At 53.0% G+C, this 18106-nt stretch carries 12 protein-coding genes; 11 read left to right on the forward strand and 1 reads right to left on the reverse strand.

The features are described 5' to 3' along the window. The first annotated feature begins 338 nt into the window (after positions 1-338). The 7 genes from R9X49_RS05435 (at position 339) to R9X49_RS05465 (ending at position 9411) form a co-directional block, all read left to right on the forward strand. Complete coding sequence (locus R9X49_RS05435; RefSeq protein ID WP_319848591.1) at positions 339-2612, forward strand: ComEC family protein; 2274 nt, start codon at positions 339-341, stop codon at positions 2610-2612. 37 nt (positions 2613-2649) lie between these two features. After that, positions 2650-4398 (forward strand): lipid A ABC transporter ATP-binding protein/permease MsbA, encoded by a 1749-nt coding sequence (msbA, locus tag R9X49_RS05440; protein ID WP_319848592.1) that lies wholly within the window; start codon positions 2650-2652, stop codon positions 4396-4398. Further along, positions 4395-5396, forward strand: a complete 1002-nt coding sequence (gene lpxK / locus R9X49_RS05445) for a tetraacyldisaccharide 4'-kinase (protein WP_319847491.1) — start codon at positions 4395-4397, stop codon at positions 5394-5396. The genes msbA and lpxK overlap by 4 nt, the downstream gene beginning before the upstream one ends. Before the next feature lie 292 nt (positions 5397-5688). Next, positions 5689-5871, forward strand: coding sequence for a Trm112 family protein (locus R9X49_RS05450; RefSeq protein WP_005967647.1), 183 nt, complete (start codon positions 5689-5691; stop codon positions 5869-5871). Beyond that, positions 5868-6620, forward strand: coding sequence for a 3-deoxy-manno-octulosonate cytidylyltransferase (gene kdsB / locus R9X49_RS05455; RefSeq protein ID WP_319847492.1), 753 nt, complete (start codon positions 5868-5870; stop codon positions 6618-6620). The genes R9X49_RS05450 and kdsB overlap by 4 nt, the downstream gene beginning before the upstream one ends. Positions 6621-6923: 303 nt before the next feature. Beyond that, complete coding sequence (gene pelN / locus R9X49_RS05460; RefSeq protein WP_319847493.1) at positions 6924-8237, forward strand: pectate lyase PelN; 1314 nt, start codon at positions 6924-6926, stop codon at positions 8235-8237. 280 nt (positions 8238-8517) lie between these two features. Next, a complete protein-coding gene (locus R9X49_RS05465) occupies positions 8518-9411 on the forward strand; it encodes a YcbJ family phosphotransferase (protein WP_319847494.1) in 894 nt (297 codons plus the stop codon). On the opposite strand, the gene elyC is transcribed toward R9X49_RS05465, so the two are convergent. Continuing rightward, positions 9363-10211 carry an envelope biogenesis factor ElyC gene (elyC, locus tag R9X49_RS05470; protein ID WP_319847495.1) on the reverse strand — a complete coding sequence of 283 codons (849 nt, stop codon included), beginning with the start codon at positions 10209-10211 and terminating at the stop codon, positions 9363-9365. The two genes, R9X49_RS05465 and elyC, sit on opposite strands and share 49 nt — an antisense overlap. Before the next feature lie 165 nt (positions 10212-10376). On the opposite strand from elyC, the gene cmoM reads away from it, so the two are divergent. The 4 genes from cmoM to mukB all read left to right on the forward strand — a co-directional run bounded on the left by cmoM (position 10377) and on the right by mukB (position 17794). Then, on the forward strand, positions 10377-11162 hold the full coding sequence (gene cmoM, locus R9X49_RS05475; RefSeq protein WP_319847496.1) for a tRNA uridine 5-oxyacetic acid(34) methyltransferase CmoM: 786 nt from the start codon (positions 10377-10379) through the stop codon (positions 11160-11162). Continuing rightward, complete coding sequence (gene mukF, locus R9X49_RS05480; protein WP_319847497.1) at positions 11159-12484, forward strand: chromosome partition protein MukF; 1326 nt, start codon at positions 11159-11161, stop codon at positions 12482-12484. Before cmoM ends, mukF begins: the two co-directional genes overlap by 4 nt. After that, positions 12465-13187: a chromosome partition protein MukE gene (gene mukE / locus R9X49_RS05485; RefSeq protein WP_010277044.1), complete on the forward strand. Its 723-nt coding sequence runs from the start codon at positions 12465-12467 to the stop codon at positions 13185-13187. Before mukF ends, mukE begins: the two co-directional genes overlap by 20 nt. Positions 13188-13354: 167 nt before the next feature. Then, positions 13355-17794, forward strand: a complete 4440-nt coding sequence (gene mukB, locus R9X49_RS05490) for a chromosome partition protein MukB (RefSeq protein ID WP_319847498.1) — start codon at positions 13355-13357, stop codon at positions 17792-17794. Positions 17795-18106 lie beyond the last annotated feature (312 nt).

The following is an 18106-nucleotide window of genomic DNA, read 5'->3' on the forward strand; positions in this document are numbered from 1 at the left end:
TAAATTATTTCCTACTGTAAAAGGATCGCTTCTGCGGTCCTTTTTCTTTTGGTTCTTACGCCACATCCTGCTTTTTTGCTTATCTGCTTGTTTGACCGTCGGTGGTGGCTGTTAATGATTTTGTCGCTGCTGATGATGTCAAATGCCCCGAGAATTGGAATCCAGCTCGCACGCCGAATGCCCTTTTTTGCAAGTTAACCACTTTCTTGCGAGGCATTTTCCTACCTGCGTTTTTCGTTCTTTTGCATGAGGTTGAGTTATTGCAACATTCCTGAGCGAACAACAGGGAAAGAGGTAAGGGAGTGTCATGGCAAGGGACGATATCAGTAAAAGAGATGATGTCCGTAAATAGTCTGGCGTGGGCCAGCGTGCTGGGTATTCTGCCGCTGCTTTTTTTGCCGCAGCTCCCAGCGCAAACGCTGCTGTGGTGGGGCGTTGGGCTATCTATTTGTGTGGTACTGGGCGGATATTGTCATGCAAGCGTACGGTTTGTCGCCCTTGTTGCCGTGAGTTTTTGTTGGGCGGCGTTGAATGCTCAAACCCTGCTGCTGCAAATCGATCGTTTCACGCAGGATTCGGTTAATACTGTCGTGACAATAAGCAGCATACGGTTCAGTGAACACGGTGATGATGGGATCACGGTTCGGCTGGAAGAGATCAATCAGCGGCGAATCTTCCCGCCGCTGTATGCCCAACTGACCCTATCACCAGCGATGGAAAACTGGTGCGGCGGCCAACGCTGGGCGATAACCGCCAGTTTTCGTCCTATCCATAGTCGGCTAAATGAAGGCGGCTTTGATAGCCAGCGCTGGGCGATAGCCAAACGGCAACCGCTATCGGGGCGTGTACTTGCGGCAAAGGTGGCTGATAGTCGCTGTGATTTCCGCCAGCGCACAATCGCACAGGCGGAACAGCAGGTGCAGGGATTACCGTGGCGTTCTATTTTACTGGCGCTGACGTTTGGCGAGATGAAAACGGTTAGCTCAGAGCTCAAGGCGCTCCTTCAGAATACCGGCACGATGCATCTGATGGCGATCTCCGGCCTCCATATCGTGCTTGCGGGGTTGGTTGGGTGGGGAATCGCGCGGATGTTGCAGTATGGCTTTCCCGTGCAGTGGATCGGCTATCGTTTCCCATTGCTCACGAGCGCGGTGGTTGCCTGGGGATATGTCTGGCTGGCAGGAGGAAATCCTCCTGCTGTGCGATCTGCGCTGGCGCTTAGCGTGTGGGTCTGCTTAAAAGTGTGGAGCGTTAACTGTTCAGCCTGGCAGGTCTGGCTATGGTGCGTTGCGCTGATTCTGGTCAGCGATCCGTTGAGCGTGCTGTCAGACAGTTTCTGGCTATCGTGCCTCGCGGTGGCATCGCTGATTTTCTGGTTTCAGTGGGCACCGCTTCCTCATCGATTACAGATGCGGCGCCGATGGTTCTGGCTACGCTGGATCCATCTGCAAACGGGAATTACTCTGCTATTGATGCCCTTGCAGCTTAATATTTTCCACGGTTTTAGCATTACCTCTCTGCCAGCCAATCTATGGGCGGTGCCTTTAGTGTCGTTCGTGACGACGCCGCTTATTTTGCTGGCGTTGAGCACGATGGCATTCGCGCCGCTGAGCGACATGCTCTGGTGGCTGGCGGATGTTTCGCTGCGTGTGGTGTTCGCACCGCTGACGTATCTGCAAACGGGTTGGGTATATCTTGATGCATCACTGCTGCTAGGAAGCGTCGCGGGGTGGGGGGCCGTTGTAATATGGCGATTTCGCTGGTGGCGAATTCATCCGGCGAGTGTCGGCGCGCTGATTCTGGTTTTATTAGCCTTCCGCATAAAGAGCGATGAACCGGATTGGCGTGTGGATATGTTGGATGTTGGCCACGGTCTGGCCATCGTGATTGAGCAACGTGGAAAGGCGGTGCTGTACGATACGGGAAACCGTTGGGAAGGGGGCGACATGGCGACGCGAGAAATTCTGCCTTACCTGCGCTGGCGGGGAGTTGACGTGGAAAACATTATCCTGAGCCACAGTCATATGGATCATATCGGGGGGCTGGAAACGCTACAGACGGCCTACCCTGAAGCTACGATATATAGCGCCACCAACGCGATGAATCATCGCTCTTGTCTACGCGGTGAGAGTTGGCGCTGGCAGAATCTCACGTTTACCGTGCTGTGGCCGCTAGCGCTCGTTGAACGAGCGGAAAACAATGACTCCTGTGTGATCCGCGTTGATGATGGTAAACACCGTGTTTTATTAACGGGCGATCTGGAATCGGATGCGGAAAGGGCGTTGATTCGGTTAGAACGCAGTGCGCTGCGTGCGAATTTGTTACAAATCCCTCATCATGGCAGTAAGACATCTTCCTCTCCTCCCTTCATTCGTGCGGTTAATTCCGAATTCGTTATCGCTTCTGCTGCACGCTATAACCCGTGGCGGCTGCCTTCAGTAAAGATTGTCGAACGATATCGACAATATGGTTACTCATGGCTTGATACCGCATCATTTGGTCAGCTAAGTGCGCGTTTTTTCAGCGATTCATGGCACATTCTACGGTTCAGGGATCACATATCGCCTCGTTGGTATCATCAGTGGTTTGGCGTAGGGCGGTATAATGAGTAAAATAGTCGGCTATTTCTTTCCGCTTCAGGTTTACTACATGCTGAATGATAAAGATCTCTCCACCTGGCAGACCTTTCGTCGCCTTTGGCCGATGATCTCTCCTTTTAAAGCAGGGCTTGGTGTTGCTGCGATTGCTCTCATCATTAACGCCGCCAGCGATACATTAATGCTCTCTCTGCTTAAACCCTTGTTAGATGACGGATTCGGCAAGGCGGAACGTGCCGTATTGATCTGGATGCCGCTGGTTGTCATCGGCCTTATGATACTGCGTGGGGTGTCAGGATTTATATCCAGCTACTGCGTCGCCTGGGTTTCAGGCAAAGTGGTGATGAATATGCGCCGCCGTCTCTTCTCCCATATCATGGGTATGCCGGTGTCGTTCTTCGATCAGCAATCAACCGGGACGCTGCTCTCCCGCATCACTTATGATTCAGAACAGGTTGCGGCCTCTGCGTCCGGCGCATTGGTGACGGTCGTCAGGGAAGGGGCATCGATTATCGGCCTGTTCGTTCTGATGTTCTACTACAGCTGGCAACTGTCCATCATTCTGATTGTGATTGCGCCGATCGTGTCGATCGCTATGCGCGTGGTGTCCAAACGGTTCCGCAGTATCAGTAAAAATATGCAGGACACCATGGGACACGTCACCACCAGCACGGAGCAAATGCTAAAAGGCCATAAAGAAGTGCTGATGTTTGGCGGCCAGGACGTTGAGACTAAACGTTTCGATCAGGTCAGCAACCGGATGCGCCAACAGGGCATGAAACTGGTATCTGCCTCCTCCATTTCCGATCCTATTATCCAGTTGATCGCTTCTCTGGCGCTGGCATTTGTACTGTATGCCGCCAGCTTCCCTAGCGTAATGGAAACGTTGACTGCCGGGACGATCACGGTGGTGTTCTCTTCCATGATAGCGCTGATGCGCCCGTTAAAATCACTGACCAACGTTAACGCGCAGTTCCAACGCGGGATGGCCGCATGCCAGACGCTGTTCGCGATTCTGGATATGGAACAGGAGCGCGATACGGGTAAACGCGAAATCGAGCGCGCGAAAGGCGAACTCGAATTCCGTCAGGTGAATTTTGCTTATCCTGGGAAAGAAAATCTGGCACTGAAGGATATCAATCTGCATATCCCAGCGGGGAAAACGGTGGCGTTGGTTGGGCGCTCTGGTTCGGGTAAATCAACGATTGCCAGCTTGATTACACGTTTTTACGACATCCAATCCGGTGAGGTGTTGCTCGATGGCCACGATTTACGCGAGTATCGCCTGTCCTCCTTGCGTAATCAGGTAGCGCTGGTTTCTCAAAACGTGCATCTGTTTAACGATACGATAGCGAACAATATCGCTTATGCCCGCAATGAGCACTATAGCCGTGAGGAAATTGAGCGCGCGGCGAAAATGGCGCATGCGATGGATTTCATCAATAAGATGGATCACGGTCTGGATACGGTCATTGGTGAAAATGGCGTGATGCTTTCTGGCGGACAGCGGCAGCGTATCGCGATTGCCCGCGCGTTGCTGCGTGATAGCCCGATCCTGATACTGGATGAGGCCACATCGGCGTTGGATACGGAATCGGAACGCGCGATTCAGGCGGCATTAGACGAACTGCAAAAAGATCGTACTGCTCTGGTGATTGCACACCGTCTCTCCACGATTGAAAAAGCGGATGAGATTCTGGTCGTTGAAGATGGCAGAATCATTGAGCGTGGTAACCATGTTGCATTACTGGCGGCAAACGGAGCCTATGCGCAGCTACACAAAATGCAGTTTGGCGAATGATTGAACGTATCTGGTCTGGTCGCTCTCGGCTTTATTGGCTGCTGCTGCCGCTTTCGTGGCTATACGGATTCGTCACGTTTCTGATCCGCCAGAGCTATCAGTTCGGGTGGCGGAAAAGCTGGCGATCTCCCGTCCCTGTCGTGGTTGTAGGAAATCTGACGGCAGGCGGCAATGGGAAGACTCCGGTGGTCATTTGGCTTGTCGAGCACCTACAGCGCAGAGGCTATCGTGTCGGCGTGGTGTCACGCGGTTACGGTGGGAAAGCTGAACGTTATCCTCTGCTGCTGGATGAAGCGGTGACGACGGCGCAGGCAGGCGATGAGCCAGTGCTGATTTTTCAACGTACCGGTGCGTCTGTTGCGGTTGCTCCTCGTCGTCGGGATGCCGTGAGTGCGTTATTGGCACAGCACACGCTAGATGTGGTGATCACCGATGATGGATTACAGCACTATGCGTTGGAAAGAGATATTGAGCTGGTTGTGATTGACGGAGTGCGGCGTTTTGGCAACGGATGGTGGTTGCCAGCAGGTCCAATGCGGGAAAGAGAAAGCCGTCTGGCCTCGGTGGATGCTGTCATTGTTAACGGCGGTACGCCGCGAGCAAATGAGATAGGTATGACATTAACCGCGGGTATGGCGGTTAACTTACTTTCTGGTGAGTGCCGACCGCTGAGTCAGTTGCAGGATGTGGTCGCGATGGCGGGCATCGGACATCCCCCGCGTTTTTTTGCTACGCTGCGTGAGGCTGGCGTCAGCATTGCACGTGAAATCGCTTTTGCTGACCATCAATCGTACCAGCCAGAACAGCTCGGATCGCTGACTCAGGATACCACGCAGCCGCTGCTAATGACGGAAAAAGATGCCGTGAAATGTAAGGCGTTCGCTCAGGGTAACTGGTGGTTTCTGCCGGTCGATGCCGTGCTCGCTGAGCCCCACGGCACGCAGTTGCTCGACAAACTGGAAAATGTGCTTAAGCAACATACTGGTAGCAGAGCGTAAATCGGCTCGTACCACGGTTTTAGATATCTCTTGAAGGTATCGCCATAGTAGATCGCTGCCATAGCGAGAAAGAAAATGTCGGTCATAGATTGGCCCATAACGTTGGCAAATTTTTCGCAGAATGAAAGCGGTGATGATGGGATAGAAGAGTAAAGCGTTTGCGCCATGGATGGCGCAATCCGAGCGTACAGGGATGTATTTACAGCGTCTTTACGATCTACCCATCATCATCGTCCAGCGGGCTTTGCCAGCACCCTCAGCCGGTCATCGATCGGCCAAAGATGGAGGAAGCATGGATCACCGTTTACTTGAGATTGTTGCCTGTCCTGTTTGTAATGGTCGGCTGTATTTTAATAAAGAGAAACTGGAGCTGATATGCAAGGTCGATGGTTTGGCCTATCCGGTTCGTGATGGCATCCCCGTGTTGCTGGAAAACGAGGCGCGTAAACTCGGCGCGGACGAGATAACACAATGACTTTTACCGTAATCATTCCTGCGCGTTTTGCGTCAAGCCGACTGCCCGGTAAGCCGCTGGCGGACATCAACGGCAAACCGATGGTCGTCCATGTGATGGAACGGGCGTTGGAATCGGGTGCGCAGCGCGTTATTGTCGCTACCGATCATCCCGATGTTGAAACGGCTGTGCGGCAGGCTGGCGGTGAAGTGTGTCTGACCCGCGCCGATCATAATTCCGGCACGGAGCGTCTGGCTGAAGTCATCGAGCGCTACGGTTTTACCGACGATGACATCATCGTTAACGTTCAGGGCGATGAACCACTCATTCCTTCCGTGATCATTCGTCAGGTGGCGGAAAACCTCGCAGCCAGTAAAGCGGGAATGGCAACGCTGGCGGTGCCGATTGAAACCAGCGAAGAAGCATTCAACCCGAATGCAGTAAAAGTGGTTACCGACGCCGAGGGATACGCGCTGTATTTTTCCCGTGCGACGATTCCCTGGGACAGAGAGCGTTTTGCTCAGTCTAAGGAAACCATTGGCGATCATTTCCTGCGTCATATCGGCATCTATGCCTACCGTGCGGGTTTTGTGCGCCGTTATGTCAGTTGGGCCCCGAGCCAACTGGAGCAAATCGAATTACTGGAGCAGCTGCGCGTGCTGTGGTACGGCGAGAAGATTCACGTTGCGGTTGCGAAAGCGGTGCCTAGCGTCGGCGTTGATACGCCAGAAGATCTGGCCCGCGTACGGCACGTCATGGCGAATCAGTAAGATCTATCACGCTATGCTGCGATAAATACGTCATGGGGGAGTCTATTCTTGCCGGAATAGATTTTCTCCATGACGTTTTTTCTTTATACGACATATTATCTTTTAAATTATTTAGCAATTATTTAGATAAGCATTCTTAAAAATTCTTAAATTACGCTACGCCGCTTATTTCGCAGATGATTTATTTCCATTCTGGGTTGATGAGTAGCGGGTGGAACTTTTATTTTCATATTTAAATGCTACTATCAATTCGCCATGTTTTTGCATGGCGTTTTTGTTATTTCAACTAAGGACGGTAATGATATGAATGCTAAACGTTATATCGCAAAAATTTTTCTCGGCGGTATGCTGATGGGAGCTGCGGCGGGCAGCAGCGCGGCGGTGTATTACATGGCGCCCAACGGCAATGACGCGAATAACGGCAGTAAAAACTCCCCCTGGAAAACGATCGATCGCGCGCAGAAAACATTAAATCCCGGCGACCGCCTGTGGATCCGTGGCGGTAAATACGTGTTTACCAAGGGACTGAACGTCTGTGCAACGCGTACTGATGTGGTGAACGCGATTACGCTGAATAAGAGCGGTACCGAAGGCAAACGTATTGAGTATTGGGCATACAGCGGAGAAGTGCCCGTATTTGATTTCAGCCAGATGCAGGATGATTGCCGCGTCAAAGGCTTCAACGTTGTGGCAGATTGGATCTCTCTGAAAGGGCTGGAAATAACCGGTGTTCCACAGCGTAATAACCTGAACCATGAATCCTGGGGTGTGTGGATTCGGGGCAGCAATAATATATTCGAACAGTTAAATATTCACCATATTATGGGTACGGGTTTGTTTATCCAGCGTGGGGGATATAACCTGGTATTGAATAGCGACTCTCACCATAATTACGATCCGCTGACATCGAATGGTGCAGGCCAAAGTGGAGATGGATTTGGTGCGCATATCCCGGCGAATCAGCCAGGTAATATTTTCCGCGGTTGCCGCGCATGGTCAAACTCGGATGATGGCTTCGATTTAATTAATGCCTATTCTCCGGTGCTGATTGAAAACTCCTGGGCCTGGTCACACGGTTATTTGCCGGGGACGACGCAGTCTCTGCCGGCAGGTAATGGTAATGGTTTTAAAATCGGTGGCTACGGTGGCGTTTATGTGGCAAATGCGGTGAAACATACCGTGCGTAACTCGGTTGCGTTTTTAAATAAAGCGGCCGGTTTTTATGCTAACCACCATCCGGTAGCGAACGATTTCTTTAACAACACGGGCTATAAAAATAACCCCAACTTTAATATCCGCGGTATTGATGCAAACGGAAAAGCGATTGGATTGGGTACGCTACGCAATAACGTTTCTCATGGTGGTAAAGATCTGTCGTTCTCCGATGGAGCGAACATGCGCTATAACTCATGGGATCTGAAAATTGCGGTATCAGATTCTGATTTCGAGAGCGTTTCCGTGACCGGATGGGATGCGCCGCGTCAGGCTGATGGCAGTTTGCCGGTACTGAAGAGCCTGCATCTTGCGTCGGGTAGTGCGCTAATCAACAAGGGTGGAGATGTCAAACTGCCTTACAAAGGTTCAGCGCCAGATCTGGGTGCCTTTGAACGCGAATAATGGCGGCGTGTTAATTCACTAGCCTGTCACTCACGATGTTCCCTGCTCGTCAGCAGAGAACATCGCTGCAACAACTCCGGCAGGGCGTGTTCCCTGTCGGAGTTGATCCCCGCTTACACTCTAAATAATTCGAGTTTCAGGACAAAACGTTAGCGCTTTGAGCAATGCAGATGCAACTTGAAGTATGACGAGTATATTTGATCTGCGTTGAAGTATTTGTCGCCTGCTCGCCGCATCATGGTGGATGGAGTCATTTGGCTCAACGGAGGTATAGCTGTTTATGGAACAGTTGAAATCGGAGCTTAGCACGGTGTTGGGGGAAAGCCTCAGCCGGCTTGAGCGTATAAGCGAACAGCCCTATGCAGATCTGTATGCCTTGTATGATAAAGAAGGCAACGCCATTCCCTTATTGGCTAAGAGCTATGTATGCCAGGGGGTGGCGCAGCAGGAAGCCTACAAGCTCTCGATGCTGGCGCGTGAGGGGGATGTCCGTTTACCAACCGTTTACGGGCTGGTGTTGACGCAACAGCAGCCTTATCGGGAACTGTTGCTGATTGAGCGCTTGCGTGGCGTGTCGGTGGAGGCGCCACCAAGAAGCGGACAGCGCTGGACGCTGCTGATGGATCAGATTGCTGAAAGCATATTAGCCTGGCACCGAATTGATAGTCATGGTTGCGTTGGTTCTGTCGATAGCACACAGGACAACGATTGGGCTAGCTGGTATCAACAGCGTGTGGAAGTGCTGTGGTCGACGTTGCTCAACGTCAGTGCGCCACAGCTGACGCAACAGGATCGGGGCGTGCTTTATCGCTCTCGCCAGTGTCTGGCGATGCTGTTTGAAGATTTCGAGGATGGCTGTGTGCTGGTACACGGTAATCTTTCGCTGCGCAGCATGTTGAAGGACGCACGTAGCGATCAGCTGTTGGCGATGATTAATCCGGGCATGATGCTGTGGGCGCCCAGAGAGTATGAGCTCTTCCGGCTTTGTGAATCCGGCATGCCGGAGCAGTTGCTTTATCACTACCTGAAACAGGCACCGGTAGCGGAGTCCTTTGTCTACCGACGCTGGTTGTATGCTATCTGGGAAGCCGTGGCCCGCTATATTCACACGGGCCAATTAGACCGTCAGCTCTTTGATGTGGCTTCCCGAGAGCTGTCCCCTTGGCTGGAATGAGTTTGTTGCTGTTCGGCGTTGTGCGGTGTCGTCGAGGTTCCCTTCAGCGATTGCCAGAGGCGACCCAGTGTTTCATACCAGGCGCGTTCGCTGTGTGATAAATAGTAAGCGGATGGAAAAACTTTCTCCCACGGGTTGAGCGCGGACGTGATCGCCATCTGATTCGCCGGAGCCGGAATGGGCGCAAGCCCCTGGGCCTGGAAGAATCGTATGGCGCGAGGCAGGTGGTTGGCCGAGGTCACCAGCAAGAAAGGGCGATCGCCAACAATCTTGGCGGTTGCCGCCGCTTCTTCTTCCGTATCCCTTGGCGTATCCAGAATGACGATATCCTGTGGCGGAATACCCAGGCTTTCTGCTACCAGCGCCGCGGTTTTCGCACTGCTGACAGGGTTACCCTGTGCCGCCCCGCCGGTAAAAATCAATTTTGCGCCGGGGTTGGCATGATACAGGCGAACACCTTCCGTAACGCGCGGTAGGCTGTTGCTGATCAGATTGGAACTGGGTGCCCATTCCGCGTTATAGGTATACCCCCCGCCTAGCACGACGATATAGTCGGCTTTACTCGCCTGCGGCGTTTGCCGCCAGGTTGGGTAGTGTGATTCCAGTGGTAATAACAGCCTATCGGCGACAGGTTGCAGACTGAGCAGAATAAGCGCCAGCCAACTGGCTAATATTATTGTTCTTCCCGTGCGCTGCCGTTGGGTAAACCAGAGCAGCAGCAGGCCGACACCCATCAGAAGCAATAGCAATGGCAGAGGTTGCAGAAGGCCACCGACGAACTTTTTGAGTGTGAAAAGCATAAAATTGCATTCCTTTTGAGTGAAAAAACCGCATCCGGGAAGATATCATGCGGTAAGGCCATTTATTCTAAGCCAGCCTGTGCCAAAATGGCAGGCTGGAAAAATCGCATCGCGCAGACATGTGCTGCACGAGAGCCCCGTTTATATGATGCGGAACAATGACTGATGCAGGATCGCAATTTTAACGATATCGCCGAAAAATTTGCTCAGAATATCTATGGCACAACGAAGGGGAAACTTCGGCTGGCGGTATTGTGGCAGGATCTTAGCGATCTTTTGACCCAGCTTCCGGCACGGCCGTTGCGCATCCTTGATGCGGGGGGCGGTGAAGGGCAGATGGCGTGTCGTCTGGCGGCTTTAGGACATCAGGTATTGTTGTGCGATGTTTCCGATGAGATGATTCAGCGCGCCAAAAATGCGGCAGCAGCGCAGGGCGTCACCCATAATATGCGTTTTGTGCAGTGTGCCGCACAGGATATCGCGCAATATATGGAAAGCCCCGCCGATCTGATATTGTTCCACGCGGTGTTGGAGTGGGTCGCGCAACCGCAGCAGATGCTGAAAATATTGTATGATTGCTTGTCGCCGGGTGGCGCGCTGTCTTTGATGTTTTATAACCATCATGGGCTGTTGATGCGTAACATGGTGCTGGGCAACTTTGATTATGTTCAGGCCGGAATGCCGAAGAATAAACGGCGTTCGCTATCGCCAGATCACCCGCTGGATCCGCAAGCCGTGTACGGCTGGCTTGATGAAATGGGGCTGACTATTAGCGGAAAAACTGGCGTGCGTGTGTTTCATGACTATCTACAGAATAAGCAGCAGCAAATTGATAAATTTGCCGACATTCTGGAGCTCGAGCAGCGGTATTGTCGGCAAGAGCCTTTTGTGAGTTTGGGCCGTTATATCCATGTCATGGCGCATAAACCCCATTTGAAGGATGCATTATGAGTGATTTTTCCCAGACTGTACCCGAACTGGTCGCCTGGGCACGAAAAAACGATTTCTCCATTTCCCTCCCTACTGAACGCCTGGCGTTTTTGATGGCGATCGCCACGCTTAACGGCGAACGCATGGATGGTGAAATGAGTGAAGGGGAGCTGATTGATGCCTTCCGCCATGTGAGTCAGGGATTTGATCAGACGAACGAAACCATTACTATTCGCGCCAATAACGCGATTAACGATCTGGTGCGCCAGCGGTTGCTTAACCGTTTTACCAGCGAACAGGCGGAAGGCAATGCGATTTATCGTCTGACGCCGCTGGGAATTGGCATTACTGATTATTACATTCGGCAGCGTGAGTTCTCGACGCTGCGCCTTTCCATGCAGCTTTCTATCGTGGCGCAGGAGTTAGGCCGTGCGGCTGATGCAGCGGAAGAAGGTGGCGATGAGTTTCACTGGCATCGCAACGTGTTTGCGCCGCTGAAATACTCCGTCGCTGAAATTTTTGACAGTATCGATCTGTCACAGCGTGTAATGGATGAACAGCAACAGGGCGTGAAAGACGATATCGCGGCGTTGTTAAACCAGGACTGGCGTGCCGCGATCAGCAGCTGTGAACAACTGCTGACGGAAACGTCGTCTACGTTGCGTGAATTGCAGGATACGCTGGAAGCCGCAGGCGACAAGTTGCAGGCGAGCCTGTTGAGCATTCAGGATGCGATTATGAATAATGCGCATAATCTGGAATCTGTCGACAAACTGGTGTTTGACCTGCAAAACAAACTCGATCGCATCGTGAGCTGGGGACAGCAGACGATAGATCTGTGGATTGGTTATGACCGCCACGTCCATAAGTTTATCCGTACCGCGATTGATATGGATAAAAACCGCGTCTTTGCCCAGCGCCTGCGTCAGTCGGTGCAGAGCTATTTCGATAGTCCCTGGGCGCTGACGTTCGCCAACGCAGACCGTCTGCTGGATATGCGTGATGAAGAGCTGACGCTACGTAGTGAAGAAGTAACCGGCGAATTGCCGCCGGAGCTGGAATACGAAGAGTTTAGTGAAATGCGCGAGCAGTTGATCGCGTTGGTCGAGCAGGCGCTGCATAAATATAAAGCGCAACAGATTCCGCTGGACTTGGGGGAAGTGATGCGTGAATACCTCGCGCAGCATCCTCGTTCGCGGCATTTTGATGTTGCCCGAATCGTGGTCGACCAGGCAGTACGCCTGGGCGTAGCCGAAGCTGATTTCACCGGATTACCTGCATTGTGGCGGGCAATCAATGATTACGGAGCCAAGGTGCAGGCCCATGTCATCGACAAATATTGAACAATTTATGCCAGTGAAGCTGGCAACCGCGCTGTCGAATAACCTCTTTCCTGCGCTGGACAGCCAATTGCGTGCCGGGCGTCATATTGGCATTGAAGAGCTGGAGAACCACGTCTTTCTGATGGATTTCCAGGAAGTGCTGGAGGAATTCTACAGCCGCTACAACGTGGAGCTGATTCGCGCGCCGGAAGGTTTTTTCTATCTGCGTCCGCGTTCCACTACGCTTATCCCCCGTTCTGTGCTGTCTGAGCTGGATATGATGGTAGGGAAAATTCTCTGCTATCTCTACCTGAGCCCGGAGCGTTTGGCGCACGAAGGCATTTTCAGCCAGCAAGAGCTGTATGAAGAACTGCTGAGTCTGGCGGATGAAAGCAAGCTGTTGAAGCTGGTTAACCAGCGTTCTACCGGTTCCGATCTGGATCGCCAAAAGCTGCAGGAAAAAGTCAGAACCTCGCTTAACCGCTTACGTCGGTTAGGCATGATCTACTTTATGGGAAATGACAGCAGCAAATTCAGAATTACCGAATCGGTGTTCCGTTTCGGCGCTGATGTACGCAGCGGCGATGATGCCCGCGAAGCGCAGTTGCGCATGATTCGTGATGGTGAAGCGATGCCTGTTGAAGGTAGTTTGTCGCTGAAAGATGACAGCGACGATAACGATCGCACCGATGATACCGCGCCAGAAACGGGCGAGGATGAATAAGAGCTTATCCCATTAGAGCTATTTTATTTGTCATTTTGAACCTGGGCAGTGCTCGAAATCCTCACGTACTACGTGTACGCTCCGGTTTCTGCGCGCTGTCCGTGTCCAAACTGACTGCACCAATAACGCCTACTGGGATGGGCTCTCAGTGTTGAGGATGAACAGGAATGATTGAACGCGGTAAATTTCGCTCACTAACGCTGGTCAACTGGAACGGCTTTTTCGCCCGCACCTTCGATCTGGATGAACTGGTTACTACGCTATCCGGCGGTAACGGCGCAGGGAAATCCACTACGATGGCCGCCTTTATTACGGCGCTGATCCCTGACCTGACGCTGCTGCACTTCAGAAACACCACCGAAGCCGGTGCTACCAGCGGTTCTCGCGATAAAGGTCTGCACGGTAAATTACGTGCCGGTGTCTGCTATTCCACGTTGGATGTCGTTAACTCGCGCCATCAGCGCGTGTTGGTTGGCGTTCGCCTCCAGCAGGTTGCAGGGCGTGATCGTAAAGTCGATATCAAACCTTTCACCATTCAGGGATTACCGACGGCGATACAGCCGACGCAAATCCTGACGCAGGTGGTCGGCGATCGCCAGGCGCGGGTGCTCTCATTGCAGGAGCTGAAAGATCGCGTCGAGGAGATGGAAGGCGTTCAGTTCAAGCAGTTTAACTCCATCACCGATTATCACTCGCTGATGTTTGATTTAGGCGTAGTGCCGCGTCGCCTGCGTTCTGCCTCCGATCGCAGCAAGTTCTATCGTCTGATCGAAGCCTCGCTGTACGGCGGTATTTCCAGCGCCATCACTCGCTCGCTGCGTGACTATTTGCTGCCGGAAAACAGCGGTGTGCGCAAAGCGTTCCAGGATATGGAAGCGGCGCTGCGTGAGAACCGTATGACGCTGGAAGCGATTCGCGTTACCCAGTCCGATCGCGATCTGTTTAAGCACCTGATTTCTGAAGCGACGTCCTATGTTGCCGCCGACTACATGCGGCACGCCAATGAGCGTCGTATTCATCTGGATGGCGCGCTGGAATTGCGCCGAGATCTGTTCTCCAGCCGTAAGCAGCTGTCGAGCGAACAGTACCGTCATGTGGAAATGGCGCGAGAACTCGCGGAGCAGAGCGGTGCGGAAGGCGATCTGGAAACGGATTATCAGGCAGCCAGCGACCACCTGAATCTGGTGCAAACCGCGATGCGCCAGCAGGAAAAAATCGAGCGTTATAACGCCGATCTGGAAGAACTAAGCTATCGCCTCGAAGAACAGAACGAGGTGGTAGAAGAAGCGCGTGAGCAGCAGGCGGAAAACGAAGAGCGAGCCGACGCAGCCGAACTGGAAGTGGATGAGCTGAAAAGCCAGCTTGCCGATTATCAACAGGCGCTGGACGTACAGCAAACGCGTGCCATTCAGTACCAGCAGGCGCAACAGGCGTTGGAGCGCGCTCGCACATTGTGTCAGTTGCCGGATTTAACGGCAGATAACGCGGACGAGTGGCTGGACAGCTATCAGGCGAAAGAACAGGAAGCGACAGAAATTCTGCTGATGCTGGAGCAGAAACTGAGCGTGGCCGATGCGGCGCACGGCCAGTTTGAGCAAGCCTATCAGCTGGTGAGCAAGATTGCCGGTGCGGTGAATCGTGATGAAGCCTGGCAGGTTGCCCGCGATTTGCTGCGTGACAGCTCTTCGCAACGCTATCAGGCGGAGCGGGTACAGCCGTTACGGATGCGCCTGTCCGAGCTTGAACAGCGCCTGCGTGAGCAGCAGGATGCCGAGCGGCTATTGCAGGATTTCAGCAAGCGTAATGGTCAGGATTATCAACCAGAAGAGCTGGAATCGCTCCAGCAAGAGCTTGATGCCCGCATTGAAAGCCTGTCATCACTGGTGGCGGAGGCGGGTGAGCGCCGTATGGCGCTGCGTCAGGAACTGGAGCAAATCCAGCAGCGCATTCAGAAACTGACGGCGCGTGCGCCAGTCTGGCTAGCTGCGCAGGAAATGCTGACGCAGTTGAGTGAACAGAGCGGCGAAACGTTTGAAGATAGCCGCCAGGTGACGGAGTTCATGCAGCAGTTGCTTGAACGCGAGCGTGAAACCACGGTTGAGCGTGACGATATTGCCGCCCGCAAGCGGCAGATCGAAGCGCAGATTGAGCGGCTGAGTCAGCCCGGTGGTTCAGAAGATCCGCGCCTGAATGCGTTGGCGGAACGCTTTGGCGGCGTCTTGCTGTCTGAAATTTATGATGACGTGACGTTGGATGATGCGCCGTACTTCTCGGCGCTTTATGGTCCCTCTCGCCATGCCATTGTCGTGTCCGATCTCTCGTTGGTGCGCGATCAGCTTGCGGGTCTGGAAGACTGCCCGGAAGACCTGTATCTGATCGAGGGCGACCCGCAGTCGTTTGATGACAGCGTGTTTGCCGTTGAAGAACTGGAACGCGCGGTGGTGGTGAAAGTCGCGGAGCGCCAGTGGCGTTATTCGCGCTTCCCGGAAGTGCCGCTGTTTGGTCGCGCCGCGCGAGAAATGCGTTTGGAAAGCCTGCGCGATGAGCGCGAAGCGCTGGCCGAACAGTATGCGACGTTGTCGTTTGACGTGCAGAAAACGCAGCGCCTGCACCAGTCTTTCAGCCGTTTCATTGGTACGCATCTGGCGGTCGTTTTTGATGAAGATCCTGAAGCGGAAATTCGTACGCTCAGTTCCCGTCGCGGCGAGCTGGATCGTGCGATGGCCAGCTTTGATGGCGAAAACCAGCAGCAGCGTCAGCAGTACGAGCAGGCGAAAGAAGCCAGCGTACAGCTGAATAAACTGATTCCGCGGATTAGCCTGCTTTGTGACGAGACGTTGCAAGATCGCGTGGAGGAGATTCGTGCGGAGCTGGATGAGACCGAAGAGTCTGCCCGCTTCATTCAACAGCACGGTGCGACGCTGGCTAAGCTGGAACCGCTGGTTTCTGTCTTGCAAAGCGACCCGCAGCAGCATGAGCAGTTGCAGGAAGATTATACTCAGGCGCAGAACGCACAGCGGCAGGCAAAACAGCAGGCGTTTGCGCTGACCGAAGTTGTACAGCGTCGTGCGCACTTCAGCTATGCCGATTCGGCCGGCATGCTGGGTGAAAATGCCGGTTTGAACGACAAACTGCGCCATCGTCTGGAACTGGCTGAGGCGGAGCGGACAAAAGCGCGCGAGCAGCTTCGCCAGCATCAGGCACAGCTGACGCAGTACAGTCAGGTTCAGGCATCGCTGAAAAGTTCTTACGATGCCAAACAGGATATGCTGAAGGAGCTGACGCAAGAACTTCAGGATATCGGCGTACGTGCGGATACCGACGCCGAAGAACGTGCTCGCCAGCGCCGTGATGAGCTGCATGCGGCATTAAGCACCAACCGTTCGCGGCGTAATCAGCTGGAAAAACAGATTACGTTCTGTGAAGCCGAAATGGACGGTTTGCAGAAGAAATTGCGCAAGCTGGAGCGCGATTATCACCAGATGCGCGAGCAGGTTGTCACCGCGAAAGCGGGCTGGTGTGCGGTTATGCGTTTGGTGAAAGATAACGGCGTTGAACGCCGTCTGCACCGTCGCGAGCTGGCGTACATGGAAGGCGATGAACTGCGCTCTATGTCGGATAAAGCGCTGGGTGCGCTGCGTCTGGCGGTGGCGGACAACGAGCATCTGCGCGATGTGCTGCGGCTTTCGGAAGATCCGAAGCGGCCAGAGCGTAAGATCCAGTTCTACATTGCTGTTTACCAGCATCTGCGTGAGCGTATTCGTCAGGATATTATCCGCACCGATGACCCGGTGGAAGCGATTGAGCAGATGGAAATCGAGCTTAACCGTCTGACTGAAGAGCTGACGGCGCGTGAACAGATGCTGGCAATCAGCTCACGCAGCGTGGCAAACATCATTCGTAAAACGATCCAGCGTGAGCAGAACCGCATTCGGATGTTGAACCAGGGGCTGCAAGCGGTGGCGTTTGGTCAGGTGAAGAGTGTTCGTCTCAACGTCAACGTGCGGGAAACGCATACCACGCTGCTTAATGTGTTATCCGAACAGCAGGAAATGCATCAGGATCTGTTTAACAGCAACCGTCTGACCTTTTCGGAAGCGCTGGCAAAACTGTATCAGCGTCTGAATCCTGAGATTGATATGGGACAGCGCACGCCGCAAACGATCGGCGAAGAGCTGCTGGACTACCGAAACTACCTTGAAATGGAAGTTGAGGTTAACCGTGGTGCGGATGGCTGGCTGCGGGCGGAAAGTGGGGCGCTGTCGACCGGGGAAGCGATTGGTACCGGGATGTCGATTCTGGTCATGGTGGTGCAGAGCTGGGAAGAAGAGTCTAAACGCCTGCGCGGCAAAGATATTATTCCATGCCGTCTGCTCTTCCTCGATGAGGCGGCGCGTCTGGATGCCAAATCGATCGCCACGCTGTTCGAGCTTTGCGATCGTCTGGAGATGCAGTTGGTCATCGCGGCACCGGAAAATATCAGCCCCGAGAAAGGAACCACCTATAAGCTGGTGCGTAAAGTCTACCAGAACAACGAGCACGTCCATGTGGTCGGGCTGCGTGGTTTCGGAGCGGAAGCGCCTGAGACGCAGGAGCAAGCTTCGTAGTAGGGCACAATAAATTTTATCGTTGCAAACCTTGCAGCACTTTTCCTCTATAATGATAAAGTCGCTTTTTTAAGCGGCTTTATTTTTTTCATAAAAAACTACATAAAGAAAATGCGGACGGCGAATAGGTTCATCAAACTCGCAAGATAATAACCAGAAGAAGAAGCAAAAATATTTTTCTCTTTATATACTGACGGTAAAACGTTTGCAGGCCGTAAAAGGATTCGCGGTTGTATATTGTACAGTGGTGGCCGTAAATAACGGACGCTATATAAAAAACGATCATATTTCATTCTTTATCGTTTTCTACAA

Source organism: Pectobacterium carotovorum, assembly GCF_033898505.1.
Taxonomy (GTDB): Bacteria; Pseudomonadota; Gammaproteobacteria; order Enterobacterales; family Enterobacteriaceae; genus Pectobacterium; species Pectobacterium carotovorum_J.

Coding starts and splice junctions, on each gene's coding strand:
- R9X49_RS05465 (WP_319847494.1), top strand. CDS start 8,518: ATGGAACAGTTGAAATCGGAGCTTAGCACGGTGTTGGGGGAAAGCCTC.
- mukE (WP_010277044.1), top strand. CDS start 12,465: ATGTCATCGACAAATATTGAACAATTTATGCCAGTGAAGCTGGCAACC.
- pelN (WP_319847493.1), top strand. CDS start 6,924: ATGAATGCTAAACGTTATATCGCAAAAATTTTTCTCGGCGGTATGCTG.
- mukB (WP_319847498.1), top strand. CDS start 13,355: ATGATTGAACGCGGTAAATTTCGCTCACTAACGCTGGTCAACTGGAAC.
- elyC (WP_319847495.1), bottom strand. CDS start 10,211: ATGCTTTTCACACTCAAAAAGTTCGTCGGTGGCCTTCTGCAACCTCTG.
- kdsB (WP_319847492.1), top strand. CDS start 5,868: ATGACTTTTACCGTAATCATTCCTGCGCGTTTTGCGTCAAGCCGACTG.
- mukF (WP_319847497.1), top strand. CDS start 11,159: ATGAGTGATTTTTCCCAGACTGTACCCGAACTGGTCGCCTGGGCACGA.
- R9X49_RS05450 (WP_005967647.1), top strand. CDS start 5,689: ATGGATCACCGTTTACTTGAGATTGTTGCCTGTCCTGTTTGTAATGGT.
- cmoM (WP_319847496.1), top strand. CDS start 10,377: ATGCAGGATCGCAATTTTAACGATATCGCCGAAAAATTTGCTCAGAAT.
- msbA (WP_319848592.1), top strand. CDS start 2,650: ATGCTGAATGATAAAGATCTCTCCACCTGGCAGACCTTTCGTCGCCTT.
- lpxK (WP_319847491.1), top strand. CDS start 4,395: ATGATTGAACGTATCTGGTCTGGTCGCTCTCGGCTTTATTGGCTGCTG.
- R9X49_RS05435 (WP_319848591.1), top strand. CDS start 339: ATGTCCGTAAATAGTCTGGCGTGGGCCAGCGTGCTGGGTATTCTGCCG.